The organism is Mesorhizobium sp. M0676, assembly GCF_040320535.1.
In the GTDB taxonomy this organism is placed as follows: Bacteria; Pseudomonadota; Alphaproteobacteria; order Rhizobiales; family Rhizobiaceae; genus Mesorhizobium.
Map to the genome: position 1 here is coordinate 1 of NZ_JAMYPU010000009.1, position 12,788 is coordinate 12,788.

At 62.9% G+C, this 12,788-nt stretch carries 14 protein-coding genes; 11 read left to right on the forward strand and 3 right to left on the reverse strand.

The window, feature by feature from the left end; genetic code table 11:
• Positions 1-242: 242 nt before the first annotated feature.
• The 3 genes from NKI35_RS11800 to NKI35_RS11810 all read right to left on the reverse strand — a co-directional run bounded on the left by NKI35_RS11800 (position 243) and on the right by NKI35_RS11810 (position 2,980).
• Positions 243-1,460 carry an NAD(P)/FAD-dependent oxidoreductase gene (locus tag NKI35_RS11800; protein ID WP_352740123.1) on the reverse strand — a complete coding sequence of 406 codons (1,218 nt, stop codon included), beginning with the start codon at positions 1,458-1,460 and terminating at the stop codon, positions 243-245.
• A 16-nt stretch (positions 1,461-1,476) separates the two neighbouring features.
• Positions 1,477-1,791, reverse strand: coding sequence for a MocE family 2Fe-2S type ferredoxin (locus NKI35_RS11805; protein WP_023744927.1), 315 nt, complete (start codon positions 1,789-1,791; stop codon positions 1,477-1,479).
• Positions 1,792-1,876: 85 nt separating this feature from the next.
• Positions 1,877-2,980 (reverse strand): fatty acid desaturase family protein, encoded by a 1,104-nt coding sequence (locus tag NKI35_RS11810; protein ID WP_023732723.1) that lies wholly within the window; start codon positions 2,978-2,980, stop codon positions 1,877-1,879.
• Between the two features lie 175 nt (positions 2,981-3,155).
• On the opposite strand from NKI35_RS11810, the gene NKI35_RS11815 reads away from it, so the two are divergent.
• The 11 genes from NKI35_RS11815 (at position 3,156) to NKI35_RS11865 (ending at position 12,702) form a co-directional block, all read left to right on the forward strand.
• Positions 3,156-4,187: a LacI family DNA-binding transcriptional regulator gene (locus NKI35_RS11815; protein ID WP_023684066.1), complete on the forward strand. Its 1,032-nt coding sequence runs from the start codon at positions 3,156-3,158 to the stop codon at positions 4,185-4,187.
• 371 nt (positions 4,188-4,558) lie between these two features.
• Entirely contained in the window at positions 4,559-5,500 is a 942-nt protein-coding gene (locus NKI35_RS11820; protein ID WP_023684065.1) for a sugar ABC transporter substrate-binding protein, read from the forward strand.
• 161 nt (positions 5,501-5,661) lie between these two features.
• Positions 5,662-6,738, forward strand: coding sequence for an ABC transporter permease (locus tag NKI35_RS11825; RefSeq protein WP_023687413.1), 1,077 nt, complete (start codon positions 5,662-5,664; stop codon positions 6,736-6,738).
• 2 nt (positions 6,739-6,740) lie between these two features.
• Positions 6,741-7,523, forward strand: a complete 783-nt coding sequence (locus NKI35_RS11830; protein ID WP_027049093.1) for an ATP-binding cassette domain-containing protein — start codon at positions 6,741-6,743, stop codon at positions 7,521-7,523.
• A 111-nt stretch (positions 7,524-7,634) separates the two neighbouring features.
• On the forward strand, positions 7,635-8,630 hold the full coding sequence (gene iolG, locus NKI35_RS11835; protein WP_352740127.1) for an inositol 2-dehydrogenase: 996 nt from the start codon (positions 7,635-7,637) through the stop codon (positions 8,628-8,630).
• 30 nt (positions 8,631-8,660) lie between these two features.
• Positions 8,661-9,455, forward strand: coding sequence for an SDR family oxidoreductase (locus tag NKI35_RS11840; protein ID WP_352740129.1), 795 nt, complete (start codon positions 8,661-8,663; stop codon positions 9,453-9,455).
• A 72-nt stretch (positions 9,456-9,527) separates the two neighbouring features.
• On the forward strand, positions 9,528-9,791 hold the full coding sequence (locus tag NKI35_RS11845) for a type II toxin-antitoxin system Phd/YefM family antitoxin (protein ID WP_023687410.1): 264 nt from the start codon (positions 9,528-9,530) through the stop codon (positions 9,789-9,791).
• A complete protein-coding gene (locus NKI35_RS11850; protein ID WP_352740131.1) occupies positions 9,788-10,210 on the forward strand; it encodes a type II toxin-antitoxin system VapC family toxin in 423 nt (140 codons plus the stop codon). The genes NKI35_RS11845 and NKI35_RS11850 overlap by 4 nt, the downstream gene beginning before the upstream one ends.
• Before the next feature lie 472 nt (positions 10,211-10,682).
• Positions 10,683-11,774 (forward strand): 3-deoxy-7-phosphoheptulonate synthase, encoded by a 1,092-nt coding sequence (locus tag NKI35_RS11855; RefSeq protein ID WP_023728858.1) that lies wholly within the window; start codon positions 10,683-10,685, stop codon positions 11,772-11,774.
• A 75-nt stretch (positions 11,775-11,849) separates the two neighbouring features.
• The gene (locus NKI35_RS11860; protein WP_023672338.1) at positions 11,850-12,209 is read left to right on the forward strand and encodes an ArsR/SmtB family transcription factor; all 360 of its coding nucleotides are present in this window, start codon (positions 11,850-11,852) and stop codon (positions 12,207-12,209) included.
• Entirely contained in the window at positions 12,187-12,702 is a 516-nt protein-coding gene (locus tag NKI35_RS11865) for an SRPBCC domain-containing protein (protein ID WP_023672339.1), read from the forward strand. Before NKI35_RS11860 ends, NKI35_RS11865 begins: the two co-directional genes overlap by 23 nt.
• Positions 12,703-12,788: the final 86 nt, after the last annotated feature.

Sequence of the window (12,788 nt, forward strand, 5' to 3'; positions counted from 1 at the left end):
TCGCCTCTCTGATCGCGACCATCTTTACTCAACCTTCCTTGGCGGCCCTGCGCCAAAATCTCCATGCCTTGCGATATCGCTGGCGTGAGCCACCACGAAAGCGCAAGTTTCAGTCCATGCCAAAGCTATCTTAGCGCCTATGCCCTTTGTGGGGAGGTCGGACCGCAGGTCCGGGTGGGGGTCGGTGCCGCACCCCACCCCGCTGCTTCGCAGCGACCCTCCCCACAAGGGGAGCATAAAACTTACGCCGCCAGCAACGACTTCAGCTTCACATCCGGCGACCCCAACGCCTCCGGCGCCGGCCTGGCCCGCTTGGCGATCAGCATCTCGGCCAGCCTGATGTCGCGCGCCACGGCATTGCCGCGACCGATGCCGCTGGCCGCGACCAACCTGCCATCCTCGGCCAGGTGGAACAGGATGAAGGCGCCGTCGTCGAGTTCGCGGCGCACGGTGCTTTTGCCCTCGTCGGAAAGTCCGGCGATCTGCAGGGAGAGGTCGTATTGATCCGACCAGAACCACGGCACCGCTGCATGCGCCTCGCCGGCGCCGAGCATGTTTTTGGCCGCAAGCGCGCCCTGTTCCTGGGCGTTGCGCCAGGCCTCCAGACGCACACGCCGACCGCCATAGACCGCGAGCGGAAACGAACAGCAATCGCCGGCGGCGAAGATGTCGGGGTCATTGGTGCGCAGCGCGGCATCGACGGCGATGCCGTTGTCGACGGTCAGGCCGGCTTCGGCGGCAAACCCGGTGACCGGCACGGCACCTATGCCGATGACGGCGAGATCGGCTGTTATCTCCTGCCCGTCGGCGAGCGTGATCCGCACCTCGGCGCCATCATCGGCGACGGTAGCAATGCCCTGGCCAGTGAGCATGGTCACGCCTTCGGCTTCATGCGCCCGATGGATGATTTCGGCGATCTCGGCTGGCACCCCGCGCATGAGGATGCGCGGCTGCGCCTCAATGACCGTGACGCTGGCCCCGAGCTTGCGCGCCGAAGCGGCGAGCTCCAGGCCGATAAAGCCACCACCAATGATGGCGATGCGGTTTGCCGGGCTGAGGTGGGCGCGAATGGCCAGCGCGTCGGCAAAGGTGCGGAGGTAGACGCAGCGCGACCCCAATCCCGGCATCGGCAGCTTGCGCGGTGTCGAGCCGGTCGCCAGCAGCAGCTTGTCGTAGGGCAGGGCCGAACCGTCCGACAGCCGCACCATATGCGCCGGGCGGTCGATCGCCACCGCTTGAACGGAATGGATATGCCGGATCGATTTCTCGGCCAGAATTTCGTCGCTGGCGATCGTCTTGATCTCGGCCGCGTCGCTCGTCATTGCGTCCTTGGACAGGGGCGGCCGCTCATACGGCAGATGGGGTTCGTCACCCACCAGCGTCACCGGCCCGTCATAGCCCAGTTCGCGCAGAGCAAGGGCTGCCCGCCCGCCGCACTCGCCGGCCCCAATGATGACCATTCCCGCCTGCATGGTCCTACCCGATCTGGATCAGCACTTTGCCGGCCTCGACCTTTACCGGATACGTGGCGAGATTGACGCAAACCGGCGCGCCGCGTGCCGCCCCCGTTTTGTAATTGAAGCGGCCATTGTGCTTGGGGCACTCGATGATGTCATCCATCACCAGCCCGTCGGCCAGATGCACCTTTTCGTGCGTGCACAGGCCATCGGTGGCGAAGTAGTCGTCATCGGGGCTGCGATAGATGGCGAAGGTGCGGCCGCCATGATCGAAGCGCATCACATCTTCTTCGTCGATGTCGCCGGCAGCACAGGCCTCGACCCAGTCGCTCATGTGTTCCTCCCAAAAGCAATTCCAGGAAAAGTGCGTTGCGGTTTTCCGTTCGGAGTTGCGTCAAAACAAAAGCTTAATCGCGCGATCATTCCGCCGCGGCGGCGACGGCGTCGTTGTGGAATTCCTCGCGATACGGCCGCGCCGTCGGCGGCAATTCGCGCTTGAGGAAATAGTCCTCGTTGCGCAGCTGGCGCAAAAAGGCCGGGATCATCTCGCGGTAGCCGGCCAGGATCGACGGCGTCGGCGCCGGCAGATCGTGCTTGATCAGCGCATGCAGTTTGGGCAGCGCATGATAGGGCACCATCGGGAACATGTGGTGTTCGACGTGATAGTTCATGTTCCAGTAGATGAAGCGGCTGACCGGGTTCATGTAGACGGTGCGGCTGTTCAGCCGGTGGTCGACGACATTTTCGGCGAGCCCGCCATGCTGCAGCAGGCCGACCATGACATGATGCCAGGCGCCGTAGAGCCGGGGCAGCCCGACCAGCATCAGCGGCAGCCATGAGCCGAAATACAGTGCGATCGCGATGGTGACGGCATAGATGGCCGTCCAGATTCGGGCGATGCGAATGGCTTTAGGCTGCTCCTGTTCGGGGATAAAAGTCTTTTCCGCCGCGCTGATATTGCCGGCGGCGTTGCGCAGCATGTCCGACATCGCCTTCCAGGCGTCGATCACGCCGACGAAAGCAAGCGCGACGCGCAACAGGTCCGGCGGGCGCATCACCGAGATTTCCGGGTCGCGGCCGACGATGATGGTGTCGGTGTGGTGGCGGGTGTGGCTCCAGCGCCAGGTCACCGGATTGCGCATGATCATGAAGCAGGCGATCTGGTAAACCGCGTCGTTCATCCACTGGGTGCGGAAGGCGGTGCCGTGGCCGCATTCGTGCCAGCGTGAATCGGTGGAGGAGCCGTAGAGCACGCCATAGACGAAGAAGAACGGCACGCACCACCAGCTGCCCCAGAACCAGGCGCCGCCGGCGGCGCTCAGGATCAGCGCGGCCAGCCAGATCGTGGTGTCGCGGATCGCCGGCCCATCGGAGCGCTGCATCAGCTCCTTCATCTGCTTGCGCGGAATATCGGTGTGATACCACTCGGCCGCCGACAGGCCGGTCTCGACGGCGAGCTTGGCGTCGCGGCCGATCAGGCTGTAGTCGCGCCGGGACGGTGGTGTGGATAGTGTCGCTTCCATAGGGGCTGGCTCCGTCGGCCACAGCATCCGTCAGGACGGATATGTCCATTACAGGGCGCTTGTGTCCGAGCGCAAAATAGCGCCATGCGGTGATAGTCTCAATATCACAAAGATAGTTTCTATCATTTTCCATCAGAACGATGTAAGCAGTTGCAGGCACTCATGCGGGACAGTCATGGCAAAACGGCCAACCATCACCGATCTGGCGCGCATCTCCGGCGTTAGCGTCGCCACTGTCGACAGGGTGCTGAACAACCGGCTGCCGGTGCGCGAGGAAACCGCGCGCCGCGTCTATGAGGCGGCGACCGGCATCGGTTACCACGCCGCCGGGCTGATCAAGCGGCGCATGCGCCAGGAATTGCCGGAATACCGCCTCGGCTTTCTGCTGCTGCGGGGCAATGATGTTTTTTACGGCGATTTCGCGAGGGAGCTAGAAATGGCGGTCTCGCAATCGCAGCGCTTCCGCGGCGTCGCCACCATCGATTTCGCCAGCTCGCTAGCCGCCGACGAGATCGCCGCCCAGATGCGCAAGCTGGCAGCGAAATCCAGAGCAATCGCCGTTGTCGGTCCGGACCATCCGACGCTGACGGCGGTCGTGGAGTCGCTGAAAGCGAGGGGGCAACCTGTCTTCTCGCTGCTGTCCGACTTTGCCGCTGGCATCCGTGAGGGATATGTCGGCCTCGACAATCGCAAGGTCGGTCGTACCGCGGCCTGGATGATCGCCAGGGCGGCAAAGAACCCCGGCAAGGTCGCCCTTTTCGTCGGCAGTCATCGCTTCCACGGCCATGAACTGCGCGAGATCGGATTTCGCTCCTTCTTCCGCGAACATGCGCCGGACTTCACGGTGATGGAAACGCTGGTCAATCTGGAAGCCAACCAGGTCACCCACGATGCGATGATCGATCTCCTGGTGCGGTATCCGGATCTTGCCGGCTGCTATGTCGCCGGCGGCGGCATGGAAGGCGCGGTCTCGGCGCTGCGCGCAGCGAAGCCCGCAAACATGCCGGTGGTCGTCTGCAACGAGATCAACGCCGAATCGCGCGCGGCACTCGCCGACAACATCCTGACAATGGTGATCTCGACGCCGCTCGCCGCCTTGTGCCGCGAGCTTGTCGACCTGATGGCGCATTCCATCGAGGCCGGCGCCGCCAACGCGCCGGGCCAGACCTTTCTGCCCTTCGACATCTATCTGCCGGAAAACATCTAACGCGTTGCCGCGCTGACCCGTTCGGCGTGGGCTCTCCGGCGATGATAGAATCTATCAATTCTGCCTTCAGACTCGGCCTGGGCCGCTGTCGGCCTTGATTCGACGTGAAATTGCGGCGCGGCGACCGAAAATCCGCTTTCCGACTTAGGAATCGCTCTTGACGTCTCGCGAAAAAATGGAATAAATATTTCATCAGATTGGTATTTTGGTTCTTTCGTTCCGGAACATCTGTTTCAAACTGGGAGCCTGGCGTTCCATCCCTTGGACAAAACGCCATACGGAACAGGAAGGCATCAGGGAGAGATTCCTCGGGCTATCGGGGATTCCGGGTAGATCGGTGCAGCCGGACACCAATGTGGAGGAGAAACACAATGAAGAAACTGATTTTGGGCGTCGCCTTTGCGGCGCTGATGAGTTCGTCCGCTTTTGCCGCCAAGGTCGGCGTGTCGATGGCCAAGTTCGACGACAACTTCCTCACCGTGCTGCGCAACGGCATGATCGAGCAGGCCAAGGGCATGAGCGGCGTGGAACTGCAGGTCGAGGACGCGCAGAACGACGTCGCCAAGCAGCTCGACCAGATCAAGAACTTCGCCGCCTCGGGCGTCGACGCCATCATCGTCAACCCGGTCGATACCTCGGCCACGCAGGCGATGTCGGACGCCGCCGCAGCCGCCAAGATCCCGTTGGTCTATGTCAACCGCCAGCCGGTCAATGTCGACACGCTGCCGGACAACCAGGCCTTCGTCGCGTCGAACGAGGCCGATTCCGGCACGCTCGAGACCAAGGAAGTCTGCCGCCTGTTCACCGAGGCCGGCAAGAAGGAAGCCAATGTCTATGTCATCATGGGCGAGCTTTCCAACCAGGCCGCCGTGCAGCGCACCAAGGACATCGAAGAGGTGATCGCCACGCCGGAGTGCAGCTTCATCAAGATCATCGACAAGCAGACTTCGAACTGGAACCGTGACGAAGCCCAGAACCTGATGACCAACTGGCTGTCGACCGGCAAGCCGTTCGACGGCGTCATCGCCAACAATGACGAAAGCGCCATCGGCGCCATCCAGGCGATGAAGGCCGCCAATATCGATATGAAGACGGTCGTCGTCGGTGGCGTCGACGCCACGCAGGACGCGCTTGCCGCCATGCAGGCGGGCGACCTCGATGCGACCGTGTTCCAGGATGCGGCCGGCCAGGGCGCCGGCGCGCTCGACGCGGCACTGAAGCTCGCCAAGGGCGAGAAGGTCGAGCACAAGGTCTACGTGCCCTTCCAGCTGGTTACGCCGGCCAACATCGACAAGTTCCTGAAGAAGAACTGAGCCGGCAACTCACGCGTAAGCAATTCCAGGAAAAAGTGTGAAGCGGTTTTCCGTCCGGAATTGCGACAAACAAACAAGAGAGCGGCGCAACCGCGCCGCTCCCGTTTCCCCCACCGCCCTGAGGGGCGGAAGGGCAAATGCGGCCTCACGGAGGACAAGGCATGTCACAGACATCTCATGGCGTCGGCGGGGTCAGCTATGACGCGAAGAGGCGGACATGGCCGGCCGAATTCAACGTCTTCCTGGCGCTGGTCATTCTGGTCGTCATCTTCGAAATGATCGGCCGCATCTTTCTTGGCGACAGCTTCCTGTTCAACACGCGCGACAACGTCGCCGGGATCTTCAATGAGGCCCGCCTGCAGATCATCATCCTGCAGGTGTCGATCGTCGGCATCATCGCCATCGGCGTCACGCAGGTGATCATTTGCGGCGGCATCGACTTGTCCTCGGGCTCGATCGTCGGCGCCACCGCCATGATCGCCATGAGTTTTGCCCAGGTGGCGACGGTCAACGGTAACCCCAACCCCAAGGCGATGTTCCTGGCGCAAGGCTGGACCGACCTGCCGGTCATCGTGCCGGTACTGGTCGCCATCGGCTGCGGTCTGCTCGCCGGTCTCGTCAACGGCTCCTTGATTGCATACACGCGCATTCCGCCGTTCATTGCCACGCTCGGCATGATGGTGACCGCGCGCGGCATTGCCAAATGGTGGTCCAAGGGTCAGCCGATCTCGTTTCCGACCGAAAGTTTCGCTGGTATCGGCAAGGGCCTGATGCCGGTCATCATCTTCCTGTCGCTGGCGGTGCTGTTCCAGCTGATCATGACCTACACACGCTACGGCAAGCACTGCTACGCCATCGGCTCCAACGAGGATGCCGCGCGCATGTCGGGCATCAAGATCGCCAACCACAAGATCCTCGTCTATGTCATTGCCGGCATCCTCGCCGCGCTGGCCGCCGTCGTGCTATCCTCCAAGAACCTGACGGCACAGTCCGGCATGGGCGTCATGTACGAGCTCGACGCCATCGCCATGGCGGTCATCGGCGGCGTCTCTTTGTCGGGCGGCCGCGGCTCGATCGTCGGCACCGTGATCGGCTCACTGATCTTCGGCGTCATCATTTCCGGCTTCACCTTCCTGCGCCTCGACGCCTACTATCAGGAGATGGTCAAGGGCGTGATCATCGTCGGCGCGGTCGTTCTCGACCAATGGCGCCAGCGCATGCGGGCATTGAGGGCTTGACCATGCCAGATATCTCCACGACAGACATCGTCCTGAAGACCGAAAACCTGACCAAACGCTATGGCGGCGTCCATGCGCTGGAAGGCGCGAATTTCGAGCTGCGCAAGGGCGAGCATGTCGCCATCATGGGCGACAATGGCGCCGGCAAATCCACCTTCGTGCGCCAGATCACCGCCGTCGAGCAGCGCACCAGCGGCCAGATCTGGTTCGACGGCAGGGAAGTGAATTTCGCCGGGCCGATCGAAGCGCGCACGGCGGGCATCGAGACCGTGTTCCAGAATCTGGCGCTGGCCGACGATCTCGACGTGCCGTCGAACCTGTTCCTCGGCCGCGAAAAGGTGCTGTTCAATCTCGGGCCGTTCTCGATCCTCGACCGCAAATACATGCGCAAGGCGACTGAGGCGGCGCTGATCCGCACGGCAGTGAAAATCCCCAACCTCTCCAACACCATCCGCCACATGTCGGGCGGCCAGCGCCAGTGCGTTGCCATCGCCAGGACGGCGACCTTCGCCTCCAAGCTGATCATCATGGACGAGCCGACGGCAGCCCTTGGCGTGCAGGAGACCGCGCAGGTCGAAAACATCATCCGCACGCTGAAGGACAATGGCGAACCGCTGATCCTGATCAGCCACAACATGCGCCAGGTGTTCGACCTGTGCGACCGTATCGTCGTCTTCCGGCGCGGCCGCATCGTCGCCAACCTGCGCAAGGAAAACACCGACGGCAACGACATCGTCTCCTACATCACCGGCGCCAAGACCGGGGAGGCGGAACTCGCGGCCTGAACAGGATGGTCATCCTGTTTTCTGGCGTGCTCGAAAATTATCTTGCCACCTTTCTCAAAAGGAAGGTGGAGACACAACTCTCTCGAACCCATCCCCCTAGAGGAAAACCCCATGACTGTTCGTTTCGCCCTCCTCGGTGCCGGCCGCATCGGCAAGGTCCATGCCCGCGCCGTCGGCTCCAACCCGCAGGCCAGACTGGTGGCCGTTGCCGACGCTTTTGAAAAGGCGGCGACCGAGTTGGCAACCGCCTATGGCGCCGAAGAGCGCACCATCGACGCGATCGAGAAGGCCAACGACATCGACGCCGTGGTCATCTGCACGCCGACCGACACCCATGCCGATCTGATCGAGCGTTTCGCCAAGGCCGGCAAGGCGATCTTCTGCGAGAAGCCGATCGACCTCGACGTCAAGCGTGTCGAGAAATGCCTGGCCGTGGTCGACAAGGCCAAGGCGACGCTGATGGTCGGTTTCAACCGCCGCTTCGATCCGCATTTCGCCGCCGTGCGCAAGGCGATCGACGACGGTGCCATCGGCACCGTCGAGATGGTCACCATCACCTCGCGCGATCCCGGTGCGCCGCCAATCGACTATATCAAGCGCTCCGGCGGCATCTTTCGCGACATGACCATCCACGACTTCGACATGGCGCGCTTCCTGCTCGGCGAAGAGGTGGTCGCGGTCAGCGCCCATGCCTCGGTTCTGGTCGACAAGAAGATCGGTGAGGCCGGCGATTTCGATTCGGTCAGCGTCATCCTCGAAACCGCGTCCGGCAAGCAGGCCGTCATCTCCAATTCGCGCCGCGCCACCTATGGCTACGACCAGCGCATCGAGGTGCATGGCTCCAAGGGCATGGTCGCCGCCGAAAACCAGCGGCCGGTGTCGATCGAGGTGGCCAATGAGAAGGGCTATACGCGCCCGCCGCTGCACGACTTCTTCATGACCCGCTATCTCGACGCCTACGCCATCGAGATTGCCGCTTTCATCACTGCTGCAACCTCGGGCAAGAAGGCATCGCCGAGCGGCGCCGACGGCCTCGTGGCGCTGAAGCTGGCCGATGCCGCGCTGAAGTCGGCGACATCAGGCAAGACCGTCCGCCTCGACAAGTAAGAACCGGAACCAGGGCACAGGAGCAGAGCGATGAGCACATCCGCCGATCGCAATTCGAACACGCGCGCCATCGTCACCGGCGGCGCGCAAGGCATCGGCTTTGCCGTCGCCGAAGCGCTGGCCGACGAGGGCTGCAAGGCGCTGGCGCTCATCGGCCGCTCGCAGGAGAAGGGCGACAAGGCGGTCGCCCACTTCAAGAAGGCCGGCGTCGATGCGATCTTCATCAGCGCCGACGTCTCGAAAGTGGCGGACTGCAAGCGCGCGGTGGCAACCGCGATCTCGCATTTCGGCACCATCAACGCGCTGGTCAACGCCGCCGCCACGTCCGCGCGTGGTTCACTTGTCGAAACTTCGGAAGAGGTGTTCGACGAGATTTTCCACACCAATGTGCGTGGTCCCTTCTTCCTGATGCAGGGCGTGGTGGCGCATCTGCTGGACAAGAAGGCGCCGGGCTCGATCGTCAACGTGCTCTCTATGTCGGCGCATTGCGGCCAGTCGTTCCTGGCGCCCTATTCATCGAGCAAGGGCGCGCTGGCGACACTGACCAAGAACGTCGCCAACGCCTATCGTTTCAACCGCGTCCGCTGCAACGCCGTGCTGCCGGGCTGGATGGACACCGAGGGCGAGGACATCGTGCAGAAGAAATGGCACGGCGCCTCCGACGACTGGCTGGCAAAGGCAGAGGCCGGCCAGCCCATGGGCCAACTGGTGAAGCCCGACCAACTGGCGCGGCTGATCAGCTACATGGCCAGCCCGCAATCCGGCGTCATGACCGGCTCGCTGGTCGACTATGACCAGAACGTCGCGGGGACCTCGCCGGAGTAGCTTCAAACCCTGTTGCAGCAACATCGCCATTCCCAGATAGTCATGATAGTCATGATAGTCACCAGGGATGCGATGCTAACGTCATCCAAAGGCACCAACTGGACGGTTGCCGGGGCAAAAGCCCGGCTCTCCGAGGTCATCGAGCGCGCGCAGTCCTCGCCGCAGACGATCACCAAGAACGGCAAACCAAGCGTGGTTGTCGTCTCGGCCGAGGAATGGCAGCGCAAGATCGCACGCAAGGGTACGCTTGCCGAGTTCCTGCTGGACTCGCCGCTGCGCGGCGCCGATCTCGAGCTTGAACGTCAGCGCGACGAACCGCGTGACCTGCCGCTGTGAGACTGCTGCTCGACACGAATGTCCTGTCCGAGGTGACGAGGCCAGCGCCTGACGCACGTGTCCTGGGCTGGCTGGACGAGCTTGATGAGGACCGCTCCTTCATCAGCGTAGTGTCGATCGCCGAGATCCGGCGCGGCGTCTCTCTGATGGATGAGGGCCGCAAACGCGAGGCGCTGGCCGAATGGCTCGCCCGGGACCTGCCCCAGCGCTTCGAACAGCGGGTTTTGCCGGTGAACGATGCGGTTGCCTTGGCCTGGGGCGACCTGATGGGTCTTGCGAAGCGCCGCGGTCGTGGTCTATCGTCGATGGACGGCCTGATCGCAGCCACTGCGATTGCGCACGAGCTCACCTTGGCAACGTGCAATACGAAAGATTTCGAAGGCTTTGGGCTTGAACTCTTCGATCCCTGGACCGCATGAGCCGCTCCGCGTTATACGTGTTGGCGATTGGCGAACCGCCGGCACTTCGTCATCCACGGGCGGAGCAAGGAGCGTGGCGACGCAGCGCAGACCCGAGGATCCACGCCGCGACTTCAGAGCGCTGCTACGGTCCAGAATTCTGCTCCGCCGCACTCCACGGCCCAGGTCACGGAATGGATCCCAGGGTCTCCGCGACGGAGCTTCGCTCCTGCTCCGCCCTGGGATGACGAAATCGCGAGGATTCGGCCCATCCCGAATTGTCTCCGCATACCCCACGTGACAAGCGCCTCGGCATCGACTATATGAGCCTCATGATCAACCTGACCGCCTCGTATTGGTACTTTAGCAGCTCGCTGGCGGCGGGAGGATTGCGCTCGATCTGAAGATTGCAGCAACAAGTCCGAACAGCCGCCAGACCTGGCGGCTTTTTTGTATCAGCCGGCAGGTCTCCTAAAAACAGGAGCAGAAAGCCGTGTTGACCACCACAGACGATCTTCGGGTCAAGGAAATCCGAGAATTGAGTACGCCGGACGAGGTGATGCGGGAGATCCCGCGCACGCTGACGGCAACGCGCACCGTGAGCGCATCACGCAACGCCACCCATGCCATCTTGAACGGCACCGACGACCGGCTGCTTGTCATCGTCGGCCCGTGTTCGATCCACGACCCGGTCGCGGCCGTTGACTATGCCAGCCGGCTAGTGGCGCTGCGCGAGACCCTGTCCGACCGGTTGGAGATCGTCATGCGGGTCTATTTCGAAAAGCCGCGCACGACTGTCGGCTGGAAGGGCCTTATCAACGATCCCGATCTCGACGGCAGCTTCAACATCGACAAGGGGCTGCGGATGGCGCGCAACGTGCTGTCGGCGGTCAACAATCTCGGCCTGCCCTCGGCCACCGAATTTCTCGACATGACGACGCCGCAATACATTGCCGACCTCGTCGCCTGGGGCGCCATCGGCGCGCGCACCACCGAGAGCCAGATCCACCGCGAACTGGCTTCCGGCCTGTCCTGCCCGGTCGGCTTCAAGAACGGCACCGACGGCAATCTCAGGATCGCCGCCGAGGCGGTGAAATCCGCCGCCCAGCCGCATCATTTCATGGCGGTGACCAAGGGCGGACGCAGCGGCATTGCGACTACTACCGGCAATGAGGACTGCCACGTCATCCTGCGCGGCGGCGTTCAGCCGAATTACGATGCGGCGAGCGTCGAGGCGGCCTCGGTCGAACTTGCCCGCATCGGCGTCGCCCCCCGTCTGATGATCGATGTCAGCCACGCCAACTCGAGCAAGAAGCCGGAGAACCAGCCGAAGGTGGCGGCCGATGTCGCCGGCCAGGTGGCAGCAGGGGACGAGCGTATCATCGGCGTCATGATCGAGAGCAATCTCGTCGCCGGCCGGCAGGACGTGGTATCAGGCAAGCCGCTCGTCTATGGCCAGAGCATCACAGATGGCTGCATCGATTGGGCGACCACAGAGACGGTGCTGCACGGCCTCGCCGGCGCCGTAGAATGGCGCCGCTCAGCCCGCCGCGCCATGATGGAGAACCGGTCGGGCGCCGCCTGATACGAGGCGATGCGCGGGAAGGACGCTGCGGCTCCCCTTGCACCTCGGCAACCGGTCTGCTAAATACTGAACCATATGGTTCAGTATACCGACTTGGATTCCTCGTTCGCCGCGCTCTCGGACGCCACCCGGCGTGGCGTTCTGGAGCAGCTCGGACGCGCAGACGCTTCGATCACCGAGCTTGCCGGAAAGTTCCACATGACCCTCACGGGCATGAAGAAGCACGTCGGCGTCCTGGAGCAGGCGGGGCTCGTCACCACGCAGAAGGTTGGCCGCGTGCGGACCTGCAAGCTCGGCCTGCGCGGACTGGAGGAAGAGGCGGCCTGGATCGAGCGGCACCGCCTGCTCTGGGACGCACGCTTCAACGAGTTGGACAAGGTTGTCGAGGAATTGAAACGGAAGGAGAAAGCCGATGCGCCAAAGAACCGAGAGTGAGCCCACGAACAGCCGCACCACGGTCGAACGGAAGTCCGAACGCGAGCTGGTCGTCACGCGAACAGTCAACGGTCCGGCGCGCATCGTCTTCGAGGCGTGGACCAAGCCCGAGCTGTTCAAGCAGTGGTGGGTGCCGAAGTCGATGGGCATGTTCCTGCGTTCATGTGAGATGGATGCTCGTACCGGAGGCACGTACCGCCTGGTGTTCGGCCACGACGCCTCCGACCTTCACGAATTCTTCGGCAGGTATATCGAAGTGACACCCCACTCACGCCTCGTCTGGACCAATGAGGAAGGTGGTGACGGTGGACCGGTCACCACGCTGACCTTCGAGGAAAAGGGTGGCAAGACGCTGCTGGTCATGCACGAACTCTATCCCTCGAAGGAGGCTCTCGACGCGGCCGGTACCGGGGCGGCGGATGCGATGGGCGAGACGTTCGAGCAATTGGACGAGCTTCTCGTCGTCTTGGGCGAGGGCGTGAGGCGGTCATGACGTCATCGGTCTCGCGGACGGGGTAGCTGCCGCCCTCGACGACGAAAAGACCGGGACAGTGATCCGCAAGCGCCGCGCCGAGGCGA